The sequence below is a fragment of the Flavobacterium fluvii genome, assembly GCF_900129545.1.
Taxonomy (GTDB): Bacteria; Bacteroidota; Bacteroidia; order Flavobacteriales; family Flavobacteriaceae; genus Flavobacterium; species Flavobacterium fluvii.
The window spans coordinates 120,122-140,722 of sequence record NZ_FQWB01000003.1 but is presented as its reverse complement, the minus strand read 5'-3'; the positions used below and the strand labels follow the sequence as shown (position 1 = coordinate 140,722).

General features: G+C 37.7%; 14 protein-coding genes. 2 read left to right on the top strand and 12 right to left on the bottom strand.

Annotation, left to right across the window (positions count from 1 at the left end):
* Positions 1 to 51: 51 nt before the first annotated feature.
* The 8 genes from gmd to BUC16_RS08355 form a co-directional block, all read right to left on the bottom strand.
* The gene (gene gmd / locus BUC16_RS08395) at positions 52 to 1,146 is read right to left on the bottom strand and encodes a GDP-mannose 4,6-dehydratase (protein ID WP_073369749.1); all 1,095 of its coding nucleotides are present in this window, start codon (positions 1,144 to 1,146) and stop codon (positions 52 to 54) included.
* A 39-nt stretch (positions 1,147 to 1,185) separates the two neighbouring features.
* Complete coding sequence (locus BUC16_RS08390) at positions 1,186 to 2,136, bottom strand: GDP-L-fucose synthase family protein (RefSeq protein ID WP_073369747.1); 951 nt, start codon at positions 2,134 to 2,136, stop codon at positions 1,186 to 1,188.
* A 583-nt stretch (positions 2,137 to 2,719) separates the two neighbouring features.
* Positions 2,720 to 3,085, bottom strand: coding sequence for a CoA-binding protein (locus BUC16_RS08385; RefSeq protein ID WP_073369745.1), 366 nt, complete (start codon positions 3,083 to 3,085; stop codon positions 2,720 to 2,722).
* Between the two features lie 229 nt (positions 3,086 to 3,314).
* On the bottom strand, positions 3,315 to 4,253 hold the full coding sequence (ctlX, locus tag BUC16_RS08380; RefSeq protein WP_073369743.1) for a citrulline utilization hydrolase CtlX: 939 nt from the start codon (positions 4,251 to 4,253) through the stop codon (positions 3,315 to 3,317).
* Positions 4,254 to 4,312: 59 nt separating this feature from the next.
* The gene (locus BUC16_RS08375) at positions 4,313 to 5,227 is read right to left on the bottom strand and encodes a dimethylarginine dimethylaminohydrolase family protein (protein WP_073369741.1); all 915 of its coding nucleotides are present in this window, start codon (positions 5,225 to 5,227) and stop codon (positions 4,313 to 4,315) included.
* 93 nt (positions 5,228 to 5,320) lie between these two features.
* Positions 5,321 to 6,604, bottom strand: coding sequence for a citrate synthase (locus BUC16_RS08370; RefSeq protein WP_073369740.1), 1,284 nt, complete (start codon positions 6,602 to 6,604; stop codon positions 5,321 to 5,323).
* A 151-nt stretch (positions 6,605 to 6,755) separates the two neighbouring features.
* Complete coding sequence (eno, locus tag BUC16_RS08365) at positions 6,756 to 8,048, bottom strand: phosphopyruvate hydratase (RefSeq protein ID WP_073370217.1); 1,293 nt, start codon at positions 8,046 to 8,048, stop codon at positions 6,756 to 6,758.
* Positions 8,049 to 8,437: 389 nt separating this feature from the next.
* Positions 8,438 to 8,857: a helix-turn-helix domain-containing protein gene (locus tag BUC16_RS08355; RefSeq protein WP_073369736.1), complete on the bottom strand. Its 420-nt coding sequence runs from the start codon at positions 8,855 to 8,857 to the stop codon at positions 8,438 to 8,440.
* A gap of 632 nt (positions 8,858 to 9,489) precedes the next feature.
* On the opposite strand from BUC16_RS08355, the gene BUC16_RS08350 reads away from it, so the two are divergent.
* Complete coding sequence (locus BUC16_RS08350) at positions 9,490 to 11,079, top strand: peptide chain release factor 3 (protein WP_073369735.1); 1,590 nt, start codon at positions 9,490 to 9,492, stop codon at positions 11,077 to 11,079.
* A gap of 91 nt (positions 11,080 to 11,170) precedes the next feature.
* Here the strand turns inward: BUC16_RS08350 and BUC16_RS08345 are convergent, their stop codons facing one another.
* Positions 11,171 to 11,554 carry a hypothetical protein gene (locus tag BUC16_RS08345; protein ID WP_073369733.1) on the bottom strand — a complete coding sequence of 128 codons (384 nt, stop codon included), beginning with the start codon at positions 11,552 to 11,554 and terminating at the stop codon, positions 11,171 to 11,173.
* Positions 11,555 to 11,624: 70 nt separating this feature from the next.
* Here BUC16_RS08345 and BUC16_RS17935 point away from each other — a divergent pair, with 70 nt between their 5' ends.
* Positions 11,625 to 11,747, top strand: coding sequence for a hypothetical protein (locus tag BUC16_RS17935; protein ID WP_262987418.1), 123 nt, complete (start codon positions 11,625 to 11,627; stop codon positions 11,745 to 11,747).
* A 79-nt stretch (positions 11,748 to 11,826) separates the two neighbouring features.
* Here BUC16_RS17935 and BUC16_RS08340 read toward each other — a convergent pair whose 3' ends face one another.
* The 3 genes from BUC16_RS08340 to rpoB all read right to left on the bottom strand — a co-directional run bounded on the left by BUC16_RS08340 (position 11,827) and on the right by rpoB (position 20,486).
* Positions 11,827 to 12,135 (bottom strand): DUF3467 domain-containing protein, encoded by a 309-nt coding sequence (locus BUC16_RS08340; RefSeq protein ID WP_073369731.1) that lies wholly within the window; start codon positions 12,133 to 12,135, stop codon positions 11,827 to 11,829.
* Positions 12,136 to 12,138: 3 nt separating this feature from the next.
* Positions 12,139 to 16,449 (bottom strand): DNA-directed RNA polymerase subunit beta', encoded by a 4,311-nt coding sequence (gene rpoC, locus BUC16_RS08335; protein ID WP_073369730.1) that lies wholly within the window; start codon positions 16,447 to 16,449, stop codon positions 12,139 to 12,141.
* 224 nt (positions 16,450 to 16,673) lie between these two features.
* Positions 16,674 to 20,486 carry a DNA-directed RNA polymerase subunit beta gene (gene rpoB, locus BUC16_RS08330; protein WP_073369728.1) on the bottom strand — a complete coding sequence of 1,271 codons (3,813 nt, stop codon included), beginning with the start codon at positions 20,484 to 20,486 and terminating at the stop codon, positions 16,674 to 16,676.
* Positions 20,487 to 20,601 lie beyond the last annotated feature (115 nt).

Below are 20,601 nucleotides of genomic sequence, written 5' to 3'. Positions count from 1 at the left end.
GATTGAATAATGATTACCTACTCAAAATAATTCAAAGTAGATTCGATGTCCTTATCTAAGTCTTTTCAAAATTTCTAAATCACTGGCCACCATTTCTTTTACCAATCCAGCAAGATCATATTGGGGTTTCCAACCCAATTTTTTAGATTTACTTGGATCCCCAATCAACAAATCAACTTCGGTAGGTCGGTAATATTGTGGATCTACTCGTACAACAACTTGGCCTATTGGCAATTGGTATTCAGGATTATTGCAGGCTGTTATTTTGGCAATTTCATTTTCATTTTCTCCTTCGAAGGCCAGTTCAATGCCTGCTTCAGCAAAAGAATAACGCACAAAATCACGAATATAAGTGGTTACTCCGGTGGCAATAACATAGTCTTCGGCAACATCTTGCTGCAAGATTCTCCACATGGCTTCCACATAATCTTTGGCGTGTCCCCAGTCTCTTTGCGAGTTCAAGTTTCCCAAATACAAACAATCTTGTTTACCCAAAGCAATGGCTGCGGTAGCCATGGTAATTTTACGGGTAACAAAGGTTTCTCCTCTTCTCGGCGATTCGTGGTTGAACAAGATTCCGTTGCAAGCGTATATGTCATAAGCTTCACGGTAGTTTTTCGTAATCCAAAAACCATATATTTTGGCAACACCATAAGGAGAACGAGGATAGAACGGAGAATTCTCGTCGTAAAATCCTGCCGCATTTTTATTTTCTGCCAAACCTCCATACAATTCTGAAGTAGAGGCTTGATAAATTCTGGTTTTCTTTTCAAGACCAAGAATTCGCACGGCCTCCAATATTCTTAAAGTGCCTATTCCATCCACATTGGCCACATATTCGGGAGAATCAAAAGAAACTTTTACGTGAGACATTGCCCCAAGATTGTATATTTCATCGGGTTGTACTTCCTGGATGATTCGAATGATATTGGTAGAATCGGTCAAATCGCCATAATGCAATTTAAAATTAACATGATTCTCGTGTTGGTCTTGATAAATATGATCAATTCGTTGGGTATTGAAAGAGGAGGCCCTTCTTTTTACCCCATGAACTTGATAGCCTTTTTCCAATAATAATTCAGCCAAATAAGACCCGTCTTGACCTGTGATTCCCGTTACAAGGGCTACTTTTTGTTTTGTACTCATACTGTTTCTTTGTATATTATATGATAAAGAGAAAATCAATTACATCTTAACTTCCTTAATTTCCTTTACGTGTTCTAAAAACCAATTGTAAGTTTTCTGGATTCCTTCTTCCAAATCCACTTTGTGTTTCCAACCTAATTCATGCATTTTGGACACATCCATTAATTTTCTTGGCGTTCCATCCGGTTTGGTGGAATCCCAAATAATTTCGCCCTGATGTCCAGTGATCTTTTGGATGGTTTCGGCCAATTGTTTGATGGTCAAGTCTTCTCCCGTACCTACATTGTATAAATAATCGGGAAGCTTGTTTTCCAAAGCAAAAACTACTCCTTCGGCCATATCGTCCACAAAAAGAAATTCTCTCATAGGAGTTCCACTTCCCCAAAGTGTTACCGGAGCATGATTGTTTTCCTTTGCGAGGTGAAACTTTCGTATCATGGCTGGCAATACATGCGAAGTGTTCAAATCAAAATTATCGTGTGTGCCATATAAATTGGTCGGCATCAAACTCACGTAGTCCTTCCCAAATTGCTTGCGAATGGCTTGACAGGTTTTAACCCCCGTAATCTTGGCGATGGCATACCATTCATTGGTGGGTTCCAAATCGCCCGTAAGCAAATATTCTTCTTTCAGGGGTTGGGAAGCCAATTTTGGATAAATACAAGAACTGCCCAAAAAAATAAACTTCTCGATTCCTGCCTGTAAAGCCGAATCAATTAGATTATTCTGGATGAGCATATTTTCCATAATAAATTGATAGGGATAATCATTGTTAGCCAAAATCCCTCCTACTCTAGCCGCTGCATCAATAACCACTTCCGGCTTTTCTTGGGCAAAATATTCTTTTACCGCTTGTTGATTCCTTAAATCCAATGTAGCACTTGATGCTCCCATCAAATTGGTATATCCTTTGGCCGAAAGTGTTCGCCATATGGCAGAACCCACCATACCGTTGTGACCAGCAATATAAATCTTGGTATTTTTATTCATCCTATTCTTATAATTTAAATTTTATGAATTGAGTTTTTATCTGAACTCAACCAAAATATTACCTAAAATCCTTCCTTGTAATTCGATAAAACATCAAAATCAACTTACCAAATTCCCTACGGCTTCGCCATTCCAACCCACATTTAGCGGTTGAAAAACAATAAAAAATTTCGTTTGCAAATATAGCTAAGAACCCTTAGTTATGAAAGCCTAATTTCAACATACTTACAAAAAATAATACAAAAGTTAACAATTAAACAATATCGAACCAAACACCTCCATACAAAACACTGAAAATGTTCTATTTAACAATTTACATCTATTTAACAAGACTAAGTAAATCCTGATTTATTTAAAAAGAGTGCAAAAGTACAACCAAGAATATCCATTCCTTTACGGCTTTCCTCATTTAGTCTTTTTAACAAAAAATATTCTGCCCTGAAACGGACAAATACATCCTTTTATTCCATTAAACTTTTACTGATTACGACACCAAAAACCGCTCTTGCTTGAACGACAAATACCGTCGAAGATGTCCGCTTTGTTTTTAAAATTTGAAGACTTTAATAGTCCAGAAAAAAGACTAGTACTGGTTTATGGACAATAACACCAGGGTACAAGCCACTTCCACCTTTATATTGTTCAATTCCAATAATTGACGGAATTCCGGGTTGTCGGTTCCAGGGTTAAAAATAACGCGCTTGGGTTTCGCTTCAACGATGTAATTGTAATAATCACGTTGGCGTGTTGGATTTAAATACAAGGTAACCGTGTCTATATTTTTGAGGGGAATGGCTTTGGTCTGGATTTTCACTCCTGCTACTTCGCCTGCATTCTGGCCAATAGCCAAAACAGAATGCCCTTTTTCAACAAGTTGCGTTATGGCCAGGTAAGCATATCTATCTGGTTTCGCGCTGGCGCCGAGAACCAATGTTTTTTTATTTTTCATTGGACAAAAGTACAAAAAACTATAGCACAACAAACTCGAAAACTACAAGTTCGTACCAGATACAGTAAATCTAAAATAACATTAAAAATTGCCGCAGATTCGCAGATTTAAAATTTTATAATCTGCGACCCGAGCACTAGCGAATAGGCGAAGCAATCTGCGGCAATTTATTTATAAAAAACTTCAAGTAAATTTAATCTCGCAAATTATTATATTTTTTTCATTACAATTACTCCTCCGTTGGCAAGAAAACCTCAGCCATCATGCATCGGGCACTTCCTCCACCACAGGCTTCGATGGTATCCAGGCTGGAACTCAAAATAGTCAGATGTTCTTCGAGTTGGGCGATTTGCTTTTTGGTCAGGCTTTGATAGGCTGAAGTACTCATCACCAAATACCTCCTATCGTCTGTTCCGCGAACTTCAAGCATATTGCCTGCAAAACTGCTGGCTTGGGCTTCGGTAATCAGAATAATCTCTTTCCCGTCGCTTCGCAAACTATCCAAAACCATTTTCCGTTCTTTCTTGTCATCGATGCTTTCAGAACAAATCACGGCAAAAGTATCTCCAATACACAACATCACGTTTGTGTGATAAATCAATTTTCTCTCTCCGTCCACCGTTTGAAAAGCTTCAAACAGCACGGGACTAAATTCAAAATCTTCACAGAATTCTATGAATAATTCTTCGTCGGCACGAGGAGACAAGGCACAATAGGCTTTGCCGTTTTCCCTGTCCAAAACTACGCTGCCAGTACCTTCAAGATAAAAACCATCTTCTTCGGCCGAAGTATAATCCATGATTTCGTTGATGACAAAACCTTGGTCTTCCAGAATGTCCAAAACGTCTTCACGACGCTCTTCACGACGGTTTTCGGCAAACATGGGATATAAAACCACGTCGCCATTTTCGTGGAAGGAAATCCAGTTATTCGGAAAAATACTGTCCGGCGTATCTGGATTGGCGGTATCGTCAACAACAACAACATTGACGCCAACGGCTCGCAACTTTTTGACAAAAGCATCAAACTCTTCCTGCGCCTTGGCATTCACGGCTGCCGGCAATAAATTGTCCAGCACTTTTTGGTAATAATTGTTTACGACCGTTTGTTCATTCATTCGGAATGCCACGGGACGGATCATTAGGACGGAATTGGTGGTTTGATTCATTTCTCTTGTGGTTTATTATTTATGGTTTATGTCAGTTGGAACAAAAAACCGAAAACAAATTATTCTCTAATTAATGGCAATGTGGAACATCGCAACAACCCTTCTTGTTTGGCAATTTCTGCATACGGGATTTCCTCCACTAAAAAACCATTGGCTCTCAACCAATTATTGAGTCTGTAAAATTTTTTTTCTGAAACCACAATCTGGGTATCAATGGAAAAAACATTGGAATTCATATCATACATTTCTTCCCTGGTCACGTGAAAAAGGTTTGCTACCCCAAAAAGATTCACTAGAAACTGATAATCTCCCTCTTCACGAAAACCTCTTTTGTAAATTATTCCCTTGTTTTTGCCAACGGGCTGAAAACAACAATCCAAGTGCAAAGCATTGTCTCGTGCTTCAATTTTAGATTTTATCAAATCAAATTCCTTGACTTTTTTATCGGGAAATAAATCCTTGATGAATTGAACCCCTTCCTTGTTTGTTCTTGCGGTAATATAATCCTTGTAGTCACTTCCTTTATAGGTTCCAATAAAAATATAATCGTTCCAAAGCACCACGTCTCCTCCTTCTATATGCACCTCTTTTGGAGGACGGACAACTTTTTTGGGATTAATTTGATCCATCACGTACTGAATGGCATCCAATTCTCCTTCCCTGTCCGGCAAAATATTGGATTTGATAAAAATATCTCCAATCACGAATCCAATATCCCTCACAAATATCTGGTTGTAATTTTCAATTAATTTTGGACGAAAAACAGTCACGCCATATTTCTCCAAAACCTGGTTGAACCCTTCCATTTCCAATACCATATCCGCCTCTATGGGATAAGTTCCCGCCAAGATATGTTCCAATGATTTTGGGTCATAGGCATCCTCAACCTTTGGAGTCGGCCCATTGCTGGTTGCCAATCCCAGAACAACGGTTCGAAGTCTGGACGTTTCATTATTGATGTTTATTTTCAACATTTTTATGCTTTGGCTTTTACTTCGTCAGTTCGCTATGCTCGTGTGCCAAAGATAAAAAAAGCCCCGCATATTGCGAGGCTATTTTATTGAAATTTATCGTTTATCAAATTCCTTGAACGATCTCAAAGGAGAACCGGTATAAACCTGTCTTGGTCTTCCGATAGGCTCTTTGTTGAGTCTCATTTCTTTCCATTGTGCAATCCAACCCGGCAACCTGCCTATGGCAAACATTACGGTAAACATGTCGGTAGGGATTCCCAACGCCCTGTATATAATTCCAGAATAGAAATCAACATTTGGATATAATTTTCTGGAAACAAAATACTCGTCTTTCAATGCTGCTTGTTCCAGTTTTTTTGCAATTTCCAAAATTGGATCATTTACACCTAATGTACTCAATACTTCGTCAGCCGCTTTTTTAATGATTCTGGCTCTTGGATCGAAATTTTTGTAAACGCGGTGTCCAAAGCCCATCAATCTAAAAGGATCATTTTTATCTTTCGCTTTCGCTAAATATTTGTCGGCATCTCCACCATTTGCTTGAATTTCTTCCAACATTTCAAGAACAGCCTGGTTTGCTCCACCGTGCAATGGTCCCCAAAGAGCTGAAATTCCTGCAGAAACTGAAGCAAATAAACCAGCGTGGGATGAACCTACCATTCTCACTGTTGAAGTGGAACAGTTTTGTTCGTGATCGGCATGCAGAATAAACAATTTATCCAAGGCTTCCACGATTACTGGATTTGCTTTATAAGGTTCAGTAGGTAATTTAAACATCAACTGCATGAAGTTTTCAACATATCCTATAGTATTGTCATAATAATTCAATGGAAAACCTAAACTTTTTCTATACGTCCAAGAGGCAATTACAAGGAATTTCCCCATAAGTTTACAAACCGCTTCATACAATTCGTCTTCATTGTCTGGATTTACGGCTTTAGGATTAAAAGCAATCAAGGCACTTGTCAAGGCAGACAAAACTCCCATAGGATGTGCCGTTCTTGGAAACCCATCAATGATGCTTTTCATTTCCTCGTTAACCAAGGTATATCTCCTGATATGACTTTCAAACTCTTCTAATTGTGCCACAGTAGGCAATTCTCCAAAAATCAACAAATAACATACTTCAAGAAAACCAGCTTTATCTGCCAATTCTTCAATGGAATACCCTCTATAATGCAAAATCCCCTCTTCTCCATCAAGAAAAGTAATTTCGCTCTTGCAAGCTCCCGTGTTTTTATATCCTTGATCTAACGTGATTGCCCCTGATAAATCACGTAATTTGCTAATATCTATAGACATTTCATTTTCGGTTCCAATGAATATTGGTAACTCGTATTTCTTGCCTTCAATCTCTAGTGTTGCTGTTTTTGACATAGTGTTTTTGGAAATAAATCATTATAAAATAATTCTCCAAATCTAGGCATTTTCAACTGAATTAAAAAATGAATTTCGCAACGAAATTGTTAAAACACACAAAAAAAGCCATTTACTTGAGGTAAATGGCTTTTTAACAAAATTCGTATGCTTATTTTATTTTAAATGCATTTTTTCCGGGAAAATAAGCGGTATTCCCTAATTCTTCTTCAATTCGTATCAACTGGTTGTATTTTGCCATACGATCAGAACGTGAAGCTGAACCTGTTTTTATCTGTCCACAGTTCAAAGCAACCGCCAAATCTGCAATTGTATTATCTTCAGTTTCACCAGAACGGTGAGACATTACTGAAGTATATCCTGCATTTTTAGCCATGTTTACCGCAGCAATTGTTTCTGTCAAAGTTCCAATTTGGTTTACTTTTACAAGAATTGAATTGGCAATTCCTTTTTCAATTCCAGTAGACAAACGTTCCACATTAGTCACGAACAAATCGTCTCCAACCAATTGTACTTTGTCTCCAATTTTTTCTGTCAACAATTTCCATCCATCCCAGTCGTTTTCGTCCATACCGTCTTCAATGGAAATAATTGGATATTTAGCGGCTAATCCAGCCAAATAGTCCACTTGCTCTTCAGAAGTCCTGATTTTTCCGGTAGCTCCTTCAAATTTAGAATAATCGTATTTTCCGTTTTCATAGAATTCGGATGCAGCACAATCCAAAGCAATCATGATTTCATCTCCAAAAGAATAACCTGCTTTTTCAACTGCCAATTTGATGGTATCCAAAGCATCTTCAGTTCCACCGGCCAAGTTCGGGGCAAAACCTCCTTCGTCCCCCACAGCGGTACTCAAACCTCTGTCGTGCAACACTTTTTTAAGATTGTGGAAAATCTCGGTTCCCATTTGCATGGCTTGTGTAAAAGAAGTTGCTTTTACAGGGAAAATCATGAATTCCTGGAATGCGATAGGCGCATCAGAGTGAGACCCTCCGTTGATGATATTCATCATTGGAACTGGCAACGTATTGGCAGAAACTCCTCCAACATAACGATACAAAGGCAATCCCAATTCGTTTGCGGCCGCTTTTGCAACAGCAAGAGAAACACCAAGAATGGCATTTGCACCCAGCACTGATTTATTGTGTGTACCGTCTAAATCAATCATGGTTTGGTCAATCAAGTTTTGTTCAAAAACTGAAATTCCCAATAATTCTTCAGCAATTTTAGTATTTACATTTTCAACCGCTTTTAAAACACCTTTTCCCAAGAAAGCTTTTCCTCCGTCACGTAATTCTACTGCTTCGAATTTACCTGTTGAAGCTCCAGATGGAACTGCCGCTCTTCCTAAAACACCACTTTCTGTAACTACATCTACCTCTATTGTAGGATTTCCTCTTGAATCGAAAATTTGTCTTGCGTGAATTTTGATAATAATACTCATTACTTTTAATTTTAAATTTTGAAATATTTTTTTTGCCATACAAAGATATTATATCCTATAATATGGATTTAATAAAAAAGATGAATCTTATTAACGAAAACGTTATAATTTGTTAAAAACAAAACCGTTAGACCAATAAAATACAATTTCGACAAAATCCATTTCCTATTTTTCGTTTTTGACAAAAAAAGTCTAAAAAAACAAGATTTACTTACCCTTGCCTCTCCAACCGAAATTGCTTTTTCAATTCCATTTAAAAGCTGTAAAACAACGCTGTCTATCTTTTTGGCTCCAGTACAAACAATGTAAACTACGACCATATCTTCAAGTTATTTAGGACAGAACAGTCGGGAAACGTCACTTCAAACTATACATAAAATTTAGGATTTCTATTTTTTCAATAGCTTCTCTAAATATTCGACTTTTTCTTTTTCGGATTGAACTAAACGTTCATAAAGTTTTTTGTTTTCTTCATAAGCTTCAACAAGTTTATCTAAGGGATTAAACGTATAATTAGTTGTACCAAAAGCCCCAATGTTATTACCTTGGCTCGAGCTATTATCATAAAAATTAAAATAATTAATGACTGCTTCCTCAGAAAAATTCTTTACAGCTTCTGATGTGACCCCAAGTGCTTTTGCTACTTCCAATATTTTATCGTCGTCTAAGCTCTCACTATTTTCCATATTAGAAACAGATTGTTGACTCACTCCCATAGCAATTGCCAATGCTTCTTGCTTCATTCCTCTTAGTTCCCTGATTCGGCTAATATTACGCCCAATGTGTTTTGGTTTTGTAGTTGTATTCATAATTCAAAGATATAAAATCAGTGCAACATTTTTAATTGTAAAATACCAATGAAGCCTTGTGTGATACAATCTCAATTGGCTTTATTTGACAGGGGCTCTTCAAAACTTGCCATATTATAAACAAAAATACACATTTGTCAGATAAGTTTCATTTAAACAAAGTAAAATTACGAAACAATTCAATTCCCTCGGCAAAAAGAAGTGGAGACTGTAATTTCAGGCTAGTGCAAGAAGCCTATAATTTAACTATGAAAAAGCAGGCGTATAGTAAGTTTAGGATTAATAATTATATTTGTATAGCTAAAGCAGGATTTATTTAATAACCTGTATAGTTATTTTAGGACGGGTCATAGTTATTTTAGGACGGGACATAGTGTATGGATAGTGTATGGATAGTGTATGAATAGTGTAACTTTATGATAAGCATATAATTACGCATATTAATCAATAATTCTGACTAACCCTCCTAAGGCAACAGAACTACATTCTTGCCACATTACTCTTTTGGATGTGTCTCAAAGAATCAAAAAAACTTTTAACCAACTTTAAAACCGTGACTTTCCATCATAGATGTTACAATTTTTTTCAATTGGCATTTATAAATAGTACTTTTGCAAACTATTTATAAAAATATGGGCTTTTTAGAAGAAATACAGCGAAGAAGAACTTTTGGGATTATTTCGCATCCCGATGCCGGAAAAACTACATTGACAGAAAAGCTGCTCCTTTTTGGAGGCGCCATTCAGGAAGCCGGTGCGGTAAAAAACAACAAGATCAAGAAAGGTGCAACGAGTGACTTTATGGAAATTGAACGCCAAAGAGGAATTTCGGTTTCGACCTCGGTTTTGGCATTTAATTATCAAGACAAAAAAATAAATATTCTCGACACGCCAGGACACAAGGATTTCGCCGAGGACACTTTCAGGACCTTGACCGCAGTGGACAGCGTGATTGTGGTTATCGACGTGGCCAAAGGGGTCGAGGAACAAACCGAGAAACTGGTTGCAGTGTGCCGACTGAGAAATATCCCCATCATTGTTTTTATCAATAAATTGGATCGTGAAGGAAAAGATGCTTTCGACTTGATGGACGAAGTGGAACAAAAACTGGGACTAACGGTTACTCCTTTGAGTTTCCCGATTGGAATGGGATATGATTTTCAAGGAATTTACAATCTTTGGGAAGAAAACATCAACTTATTTAGCGGAGACAGCAGAAAGAATATCGAAGAAACTATCGCTTTTTCGGATGTTAAAAATCCTGAATTAGAGAAAATTATTGGCGAGAAACCCGCTTATAAATTAAGGGAAGAACTGGAATTGATTGACGAAGTTTATCCGAAATTTGACCGTCAAGACTATTTGGACGGGAAATTGCAACCCGTGTTTTTTGGATCGGCATTGAATAATTTTGGAGTTCGCGAACTCTTGGATTGTTTTGTCGAAATTGCACCATCGCCAAGACCAAAAGATTCCGAAACGAGATTGGTTGATCCAAAAGAAGAAAAAATGTCGGGATTTGTCTTTAAAATCCACGCCAACATGGATCCAAAACACAGAGACCGTTTGGCCTTCATCAAAATTGTTTCCGGAACTTTCGAAAGAAACAAACCCTATCTTCACGTTCGCCAAAAAAAGAATTTAAAATTTTCCAGCCCAAACGCATTTTTCGCAGAGAAAAAAGAAATCGTGGACATATCGTACCCCGGTGACATTGTAGGCTTGCACGATACGGGGAATTTCAAGATTGGAGACACCCTAACCGAAGGAGAAGTGATGAGTTTCAAAGGAATTCCGAGTTTTTCTCCGGAACATTTCAGATACATCAACAATGCCGACCCTATGAAAGCCAAACAATTGGACAAAGGGATTGACCAATTGATGGACGAAGGAGTTGCGCAGTTGTTTACCCTGGAAATGAATAACCGAAAAATTATTGGAACCGTGGGAGCACTTCAATACGAGGTAATCCAATACCGTTTGGAACACGAATATGGCGCCAAATGTACTTATGAAAATTTCCCTGTTCACAAAGCCTGTTGGGTTAAACCAAATGATATAAAAAGTGAGGAGTTCAAGGAATTCAGGAGAATCAAACAAAAATTCTTGGCTCACGACAAATACGGCCAATTGGTATTCCTGGCCGATTCGGATTTTACGATACAAATGACACAAAACAAATATCCAAACGTAAAATTGTTTTTTACTTCGGAGTTTGAATAACATAAGTCTTATCAAGATTTAATTTAAAAATCTTTAAACAAAAAAACGCCAATTTTTTAATTGGCGTTTTTTGTATATCTATTTTAGAGCTTTAAACGACGGCACTTTCGAAGTTTACTGCTTTTTTCAAGAAAGCTTTAATCAACAAACGATTAGGCGCAGTACCAGAAGTCATGAATTGTTTTTTTGCAGTTGTCCCGGCTGGCACAACGTTTGCATTTGGACTTTGTTTTGAACCCATAAACCAAAGTACAAAATTCATGTTGGAAGCATCAGAAGCAGCTTCTTGTTTTATTGTATTGATTTCAATATTGTTATTTACAATTTCATTGTTTTCTATTGTTGCGGTTTGAACATTATTATTTTCCTCTGTAGTTTGACCAAAAACAGCAACGTTTGACATCAAAACAAAAAGCAACACCATAAAGATAGTACCCTTGATTTTGTTCCCGCCTTGTTTAGAAAAATTATTCATTTCGTTTATTTTTATCTAGAGACATAATGTATCTCTTATCTGGGGTCAAAACTAAACGAATCGTTTTTTAATGGAAAATATTTTCGATGAATCACCACAATACTCGTTTAAAGCACAAATTCAACTGATTCATACGGATAAAATAATCCATTCACAAGAAACAGGACAGGAACAGGAAAGCACCACCATTTGACCATAACAAACTGATAAATAAATCACAAGAAACTATTTAACCCAAAAAAAGGCTCCATTTCTGGAGCCTTTTTCTATAATTATGCTTGTCCCGGAGGACCAAAATTCAACGGTATTGGAGGTTGTTCGGTGTCTTTTATTTCGCCATGGGCGATTTCAAAACGGTGAATATTTTCCCCAATGGCCCTTAACAGCCTCTTGGCATGTTGCGGCGTCAAGACAATTCTCGATTTCACTTTAGCCTTTGGAATACCAGGCATTATGCTTACAAAATCCAACACAAATTCAGAAGAGGAATGATTGATTATGGCTAAATTGGAATAGATTCCTTCAGCCGTTTTTTCATCCAACTCGATGTTGATTTGTTCTTGTTGTTTTGAGTTATTCATAACCTAGTATATGTATTCCTCTTTATTAGCCATCATTTCGTGGTAATCTTCATTCGAACCTACAATCGTGTTATCATATTCTCTCATACCGGTTCCGGCAGGAATTCTATGACCTACAATTACATTTTCTTTCAATCCTTCCAAATAATCGATTTTACCTGCCACGGCAGCTTCGTTCAATACTTTGGTAGTTTCCTGGAATGACGCAGCAGAGATGAACGATTTAGTTTGAAGCGACGCTCTCGTGATACCTTGCAATACAGGAGTTGCCGTTGCCGTGATAACATCACGAGCCACAACAAGATTTTTATCCGTACGTTTCAATAATGAATTTTCATCACGCAATTCACGAGGAGAAATAATCTGTCCTGGTTTCAAGTTACTTGAATCTCCAGCATCTTCAACCACTTTCATTCCGTACAATTTATCGTTTTCAACGATGAAATCTTTGGTATGAATCAATTGATCTTCCAAGAATAAAGTGTCACCTGGATCTTGTACTCTTACTTTACGCATCATTTGACGTATTACTACTTCAAAGTGTTTGTCGTTTATTTTTACCCCTTGCAAACGGTATACTTCTTGAATTTCATTTACCAAGTACTGTTGAACAGCAGCTGGTCCTTGAATTCTCAAAATATCTTCCGGAGTGATGGCACCATCAGACAATGGCACACCCGCTCTCACGAAGTCATTTTCTTGTACCAAGATTTGGCTGGAAAGTTTTACCAAGTATTTCTTAACCTCACCAAACTTAGATTCGATAACAATCTCACGGTTACCTCTTTTGATTTTTCCAAAAGAAACCACACCATCGATTTCGGAAACCACGGCTGGATTTGAAGGGTTACGAGCTTCAAGCAACTCGGTAATTCTTGGTAAACCTCCCGTGATATCTCCTGATTTGGAAGAACGACGTGGAATTTTAACCAATACTTTACCTGCTTTAATTTTCTCGCCATTGTCAACCATCAAGTGGGCTCCAACTGGTAAGTTATAAGAACGTATCAATTCACCGTCTTTACCGTAAACCAATAAAGTTGGAATTAATTTTTTGGCTCTAGACTCTGAAATTACTTTTTCTTGGAAACCGGTTTGCTCATCAATTTCAACCATGAATGATTGTCCTTGCTCTAAATCTTCGTAAGCAATTTTACCTGTAAATTCCGAAACAATAACTCCATTATATGGATCCCATTTACAAATCACGGTTCCTTTTGTTACTGATTCACCGTCTTTAACAAAGATGCTTGAACCGTAAGGAATGTTGTTTGTACTTAACAGGATTCCTGTTTTTTCGTCAATTAATTTCAATTCCGTAGAACGAGATACTACAATATCAACTGCATTACCTTCTCCATCTTCACCTTTAACAGTTTTTAAATCTTCGATTTCTAGTTTACCATTAAATCTTGTAATGATGCTAGACTCTTCAGAAATACCACCCGCAACCCCTCCAACGTGGAAAGTACGAAGTGTCAACTGTGTTCCTGGCTCTCCAATAGATTGAGCGGCAATTACACCAACTGCTTCTCCTTTTTGAGTCATCTTGCCTGTTGCCAAGTTTCTACCGTAACATTTAGCACAAATACCTTTTGTGGCTTCACAAGTCAATGGAGAACGAACCTCTAATTTTTCAATTGGAGAAGCCTCGATTGCTCTCATGTAGGCTTCGGTAATTTGCTCACCAGCCGCGATGATAACTTCGTTTGTCAAAGGATTGATGACATCTTGCAACGCAACACGTCCCAATATTCTTTCTCCCAAAGATTCCACGATTTCTTCGTTCTTTTTCAATGCTGAAACTTCAACACCTCTTAAAGTACCACAATCTACCGTGTTCACAATTACATCTTGAGAAACGTCATGCAATCTTCTTGTCAAGTAACCCGCATCGGCCGTTTTCAAAGCGGTATCCGCAAGACCTTTACGAGCACCGTGAGTAGAGATAAAGTACTCAAGAATCGAAAGACCTTCCTTAAAGTTGGAAAGAATCGGGTTTTCAATAATTTCACCACCACCGGCAGTCGATTTTTTAGGCTTAGCCATCAAACCACGCATACCAGTTAACTGACGAATCTGTTCTTTGGAACCCCTCGCTCCAGAATCAAGCATCATGTACACCGAGTTGAAACCTTGTTGGTCTTCTCTAATGTTTTTCATTGCTGCCTCTGTAAGCTGTGCATTTGTTGAAGTCCATACGTCAATAACTTGGTTGTAACGTTCGTTATTGGTAATAAGACCCATATTATAATTCGCAGAAATACCTTCAACTTGCTCTCTGGCATCTGCAATTAATTTTGGTTTTTGATCCGGGATTCTAATATCTCCCAATGAGAATGACAATCCACCTTTGAAGGCAAATTTATACCCCATATCTTTCATGTTGTCCAAGAAGGCAGCCGTTGTAGGAACATTGGTCACGCTTAAAACGTGTCCGATAATGTCTCTCAAGTTTTTCTTGGTCAATACGTCATTGATGTAACCCGCAGCTTCTGGAACTACTTCGTTAAACAAGATACGACCAGCTGTTGTTTGGATAATTTGATACACCAATTCTCCAGCTTCATTGAAATCTTTTGCACGAATTTTTACTCTAGCATTCAATTCCAATTGACCTTCATTCAAGGCAATATTTACTTCTTCCGCAGAATAAAAAGTTAAGCCTTCACCCAAGATTTTATGGTCTGGAGTTGACAAACGCTCTTTGGTCATATAATATAGACCCAATACCATGTCTTGAGAAGGTACCGTAATCGGAGCACCATTGGCAGGATTCAAGATATTGTGAGAAGCCAACATCAACAATTGTGCTTCCAAAATAGCTTCTGGCCCCAACGGCAAGTGAACCGCCATCTGATCCCCATCAAAATCCGCGTTAAACGCCGTACAAACTAAAGGGTGCAATTGGATTGCTTTTCCTTCAATTAATTTTGGCTGGAATGCTTGGATACCCAATCTGTGCAAAGTAGGAGCACGATTCAGCATTATTGGGTGTCCTTTGATTACATTTTCAAGGATGTCCCAAACTACAGGCTCTTTTTTGTCAATTATTTTTTTGGCCGATTTAACTGTTTTTACAATTCCTCTTTCTATCAATTTACGGATAACGAAAGGTTTGTACAATTCGGCAGCCATATCTTTAGGGATACCACATTCGAACAATTTCAATTCTGGTCCAACAACAATTACCGAACGAGCAGAATAATCCACACGTTTTCCAAGCAAGTTTTGACGGAAACGACCTTGTTTTCCTTTAAGGGAATCCGAAAGTGATTTCAACGGACGGTTTGATTCTGTTTTAACCGCAGATGCTTTACGAGTATTATCGAAAAGTGAATCCACTGATTCCTGCAACATACGTTTTTCGTTTCTCAAGATAACTTCTGGAGCTTTGATCTCCATCAATCTTTTCAAACGATTGTTACGGATGATAACACGACGGTATAAATCATTCAAATCTGAAGTTGCGAAACGACCTCCATCAAGCGGCACCAATGGACGCAATTCTGGTGGAATAACTGGAACTACTTTCATAATCATCCATTCTGGACGATTTTCGCGGTTCAAGTTAGACTCACGGAACGATTCAACAACTTGTAATCTTTTTAATGCTTCAGTTTTACGTTGTTTAGACGTTTCATTGTTGGCAGAGTGACGTAATTCATAAGACAAAGCGTCCAAGTCAATACGAGCCAATAAATCCATGATACACTCTGCTCCCATTTTGGCAACAAATTTATTAGGATCAAAATCATCTAAATATTGGTTGTCTGCAGGAAGGGTATCCAAAATATTCAAATACTCTTCTTCTGTCAAGAAATCCAATCTTTGTACCGATTCTCCTTCCGGAGTCTTGGCAATACCAGCTTGAATTACAACATATCTTTCATAATAGATAATCATGTCTAATTTCTTGGACGGAAGACCTAATATGTAACCAATTTTGTTTGGAAGAGAACGGAAATACCAGATGTGGGCAATTGGCACAACAAGGTTGATGTGTCCAACTCTGTCTCTACGTACTTTTTTCTCGGTAACTTCAACACCACAACGGTCACAAATGATTCCTTTGTAGCGAATTCTTTTATATTTACCACAAGCACATTCGAAATCTTTTACTGGTCCGAAGATTCTTTCGCAGAAAAGTCCGTCACGCTCTGGTTTGTGAGTTCTATAGTTGATAGTTTCCGGCTTCAATACTTCACCTCTTGATTCTTTCAAGATAGATTCAGGAGAAGCTAGTCCAATCGAAATTTTGTTGAATCTTTTTACAGGATTCTTGTCTTTATTATTATTTCTATTATTCATCATAGTTTTTACTATTGATTTATTTGCAATTAAAAATTGATTTTGTAAATATGCAGCACTGCTGTTTCTTTACTACCTCGGATTACTTCTCTAAACTTCAACTAAATTTTGAAGTGCTAATTATATAGTCTATATAAAAAATCGGAACGGATTACGGGTATAAATCCTAAAAACTCTTATAAATGAGCAATCAGCCCCGAAAATCGAGACTGACTACTGAAATTTATTTATTCTTCTAAACGAATGTCAAGTCCAAGACCTTTCAATTCATGCATCAATACATTGAATGATTCAGGCAATCCTGGTTCCGGCATAGACTCTCCCTTAACGATTGCTTCGTAAGTTTTGGCTCTACCAATAACATCATCAGATTTAACGGTCAATATTTCACGAAGTGTACTTGACGCTCCATAAGCTTCAAGTGCCCAAACCTCCATCTCTCCAAAACGCTGACCTCCAAATTGGGCTTTACCACCCAATGGTTGTTGCGTTATCAATGAGTATGGTCCTATTGAACGTGCGTGCATTTTATCGTCAACCATGTGACCCAATTTCAACATATAGATTACTCCAACTGTTGCTGCTTGGTGGAAACGTTCTCCAGTTCCTCCATCGTAAAGGTGTGTATGTCCAAAACGTGGAATTCCAGCTTCGTCAGTCAATTCATTGATTTGGTCAAGAGAAGCACCATCAAAAATTGGAGTAGCAAATTTTCTACCCAAGTTCATTCCAGCCCAACCTAAAACCGTTTCATAAATTTGACCAATGTTCATACGTGAAGGTACCCCAAGTGGGTTCAACACGATATCAACCGGTGTTCCGTCTTCCAAGAAAGGCATGTCTTCGTGGCGAACAATACGAGCAACAATACCTTTGTTACCGTGACGTCCCGCCATTTTATCCCCAACTTTCAGTTTACGTTTTTTGGCAACATATACTTTAGCCAATTTCAAAATTCCTGATGGCAATTCATCACCAACAGTAATCGTGAATTTTTCTCTACGCAATGCACCTTGCAAATCGTTCAACTTAATTTTATAGTTGTGAATCAAATCATTCACCATAGTATTAGTTGCATCATCGGCAACCCATTGACCTTTGCTCAAGTGGGCAAAATCTTCAACTGCATAAAGCATTTTTTGAGTGTATTTTTTACCTTTTGGCAATACTTCTTCACCCAAATCATTCATTACACCTTGAGATGTTTTACCATTAACGATCAAGAAAAGTTTCTCGATTAATTTGTCTTTCAATTCAACAAATTTAACTTCGAATTCCATTTCCAAAGCGCCTAAAGCATCTTTATCTTGGGTACGTTTGCGTTTATCTTTTACTGCTCTTGCGAACAATTTTTTGTCCAACACAACACCGTGCAAAGATGGAGAAGCTTTCAATGAAGCATCTTTCACGTCACCTGCTTTGTCCCCGAAGATTGCACGAAGCAATTTCTCTTCCGGAGTAGGATCTGATTCCCCTTTTGGCGTGATTTTTCCGATAAGAATGTCACCAGGTTTAACCTCGGCACCAATTCTGATCATACCATTTTCATCTAAATCTTTAGTGGCTTCTTCAGAAACGTTTGGAATATCATTCGTTAATTCTTCGTTACCTAATTTAGTATCTCTAACTTCCAATGAATAATCATCAACGTGGATAGAGGTAAAAATATCGTCACGAACCACTTTTTCAGAAATCACGATCGCATCCTCGAAGTTGTATCCTTTCCATGGCATAAATGCAACTTTTAGGTTACGACCCAAAGCTAATTCTCCATTTTGGGTAGCATATCCTTCAGATAATACTTGTCCAAGAACTACTCTGTCTCCTTTTCTTACGATAGGTTTCAAGTTGATACTTGTACTTTGATTGGTTTTTCTAAATTTAATTAGATTGTATGTTTTCTCATCTTCTTCAAAACTTACCATTCTTTCTTCTTCAGAACGATCGTATTTGATGGTGATGATATTTGCATCTACGTATTCTACAGTTCCAGGTCCTTCAGCATTAATCAATACTCTGGAATCTGAAGCTACTTGACGCTCCAATCCTGTTCCAACAATAGGTGCTTCAGGGCGCAACAATGGTACAGCCTGACGCATCATGTTAGATCCCATCAACGCTCTATTCGCATCATCATGTTCCAAGAAAGGAATCAATGAAGCAGAAATTGAAGCAATTTGGTTTGGAGCAACGTCAGCATAATCAACTTGTGATGGATCAATTACAGGGAAATCACCTTCTTGACGGGCAATTACGTTGTCGGCAAGGATTTTTCCTGTAGCATCCATTTCAATGTTTGCCTGAGAAATCATCATTCCTTCTTCTTCTTCTGCGCTTAAGTAAACTGGAGTAGATTCTAAATCTACCACTCCTTTAGTTACTTTACGGTAAGGCGTTTCGATGAAACCCATTCCGTTAACTTTAGCATAAACACCAAGAGATGAAATCAAACCAATGTTTGGTCCCTCTGGAGTTTCAATTGGACATAAACGTCCGTAGTGCGTATAGTGAACGTCACGAACCTCAAATCCAGCTCTCTCTCTCGAAAGTCCACCTGGTCCAAGTGCAGATAATCTTCTTTTGTGCGTAATCTCGGCCAATGGATTCGTTTGATCCATAAACTGGGACAACTGGTTTGTTCCAAAGAAAGAGTTGATAACAGACGATAATGTTTTAGCATTAATCAAATCTATTGGTGTAAACACCTCGTTATCCCTAACGTTCATTCTCTCACGAATGGTTCTTGCCATACGAGCCAAACCAACACCAAATTGCTGAGACAATTGCTCACCAACAGTTCTAACACGACGGTTTGACAAGTGATCGATATCATCAATATCTGCTTTCGCATTGATTAATTCGATCAAATACTTCACAATGGTAATGATATCTTCTTTGGTAAGCACTTGCTTTTCCATTGGAGTATCAAGACCCAATTTTTTGTTTATTCTATAACGACCTACTTCACCTAAGTTGTAACGTTGGTCAGAGAAGAACAATTTATCTATAATACCACGAGCAGTTTCTTCATCAGGCGGTTCTGCATTACGCAATTGTCTGTAGATGTGCTCAACGGCTTCTTTTTCAGAATTGGTTGGATCTTTTTGTAGCGTGTTGTGGATGATGGAATAATCTACTGCATTATTGTCTTCCTTGTGCAACAAAATAGATTTAACGTTAGAATCGATAATTTCTTCCACATTATCTTTGTCGATAATGGTATCTCTGTCAAGGATAATTTCGTTACGTTCGATAGAAACAACTTCGCCGGTATCTTCATCCACGAAATCTTCATGCCAAGTGTTCAAAACACGAGCGGCTAATTTTCTACCTATATATTTTTTAAGTCCTGTTTTAGAAACTTTAATTTCCTCTGCTAAGTCGAAAATCTCCAAGATATCCTTGTCTCTTTCGAACCCAATGGCACGGAATAAAGTGGTTACAGGTAATTTTTTCTTTCTGTCGATATAAGCGTACATTACGCTATTGATATCGGTTGAAAATTCTATCCAAGATCCTTTGAAAGGAATTACTCTGGCAGAATACAATTTTGTTCCATTGGCATGGAAAGATTGTCCAAAGAAAACCCCAGGAGAACGGTGCAATTGAGAAACAACAACACGCTCGGCGCCATTGATTACAAAAGTACCACTAGGAGTCATGTAAGGAATTGTACCAAGATAAACATCCTGAACAATAGTTTCAAAATCTTCGTGCTCTGGATCTGTACAATATAGTTTTAACCTTGCTTTTAAAGGCACACTATAGGTAAGACCTCTCTCAATACATTCTTGAATGGTGTAACGTGGTGGATCTACAAAATAATCCAGGAATTCCAATACAAAGTTGTTTCTTGTATCCGTGATTGGAAAGTTTTCCATGAAGGTATTGTATAAGCCTTCGTCGCCTCTTTCGTCAGATTTAGTTTCTAATTGAAAAAAATCTTTAAACGATTTTACCTGAACATCCAAAAAATCTGGATACTGTGGTATGTTTTTTGTTGAGGCAAAATTCAATCTTTCAGTTTGATTTGATATCATCAATTGACAAAATTTTGATTAAAAAAAAGTAATTTTTTGTGTGAATACACTGTGTAACGTATACTTTCTTTTATGATCAATACATCTTAAAAATAAACCAGTATCTGTAAATTTT

What these genes read in the sequence shown, in the direction of transcription:
- gmd (WP_073369749.1), bottom strand. Translation starts at nt 1,146, where the DNA reads ATGAGTACAAAACAAAAAGTAGCCCTTGTAACGGGAATCACAGGTCAA.
- BUC16_RS08390 (WP_073369747.1), bottom strand. Translation starts at nt 2,136, where the DNA reads ATGAATAAAAATACCAAGATTTATATTGCTGGTCACAACGGTATGGTG.
- BUC16_RS08385 (WP_073369745.1), bottom strand. Translation starts at nt 3,085, where the DNA reads ATGAAAAATAAAAAAACATTGGTTCTCGGCGCCAGCGCGAAACCAGAT.
- ctlX (WP_073369743.1), bottom strand. Translation starts at nt 4,253, where the DNA reads ATGAATCAAACCACCAATTCCGTCCTAATGATCCGTCCCGTGGCATTC.
- BUC16_RS08375 (WP_073369741.1), bottom strand. Translation starts at nt 5,227, where the DNA reads ATGTTGAAAATAAACATCAATAATGAAACGTCCAGACTTCGAACCGTT.
- BUC16_RS08370 (WP_073369740.1), bottom strand. Translation starts at nt 6,604, where the DNA reads ATGTCAAAAACAGCAACACTAGAGATTGAAGGCAAGAAATACGAGTTA.
- eno (WP_073370217.1), bottom strand. Translation starts at nt 8,048, where the DNA reads ATGAGTATTATTATCAAAATTCACGCAAGACAAATTTTCGATTCAAGA.
- BUC16_RS08355 (WP_073369736.1), bottom strand. Translation starts at nt 8,857, where the DNA reads ATGAATACAACTACAAAACCAAAACACATTGGGCGTAATATTAGCCGA.
- BUC16_RS08350 (WP_073369735.1), top strand. Translation starts at nt 9,490, where the DNA reads ATGGGCTTTTTAGAAGAAATACAGCGAAGAAGAACTTTTGGGATTATT.
- BUC16_RS08345 (WP_073369733.1), bottom strand. Translation starts at nt 11,554, where the DNA reads ATGAATAATTTTTCTAAACAAGGCGGGAACAAAATCAAGGGTACTATC.
- BUC16_RS17935 (WP_262987418.1), top strand. Translation starts at nt 11,625, where the DNA reads ATGGAAAATATTTTCGATGAATCACCACAATACTCGTTTAAAGCACAA.
- BUC16_RS08340 (WP_073369731.1), bottom strand. Translation starts at nt 12,135, where the DNA reads ATGAATAACTCAAAACAACAAGAACAAATCAACATCGAGTTGGATGAA.
- rpoC (WP_073369730.1), bottom strand. Translation starts at nt 16,449, where the DNA reads ATGATGAATAATAGAAATAATAATAAAGACAAGAATCCTGTAAAAAGA.
- rpoB (WP_073369728.1), bottom strand. Translation starts at nt 20,486, where the DNA reads ATGATATCAAATCAAACTGAAAGATTGAATTTTGCCTCAACAAAAAAC.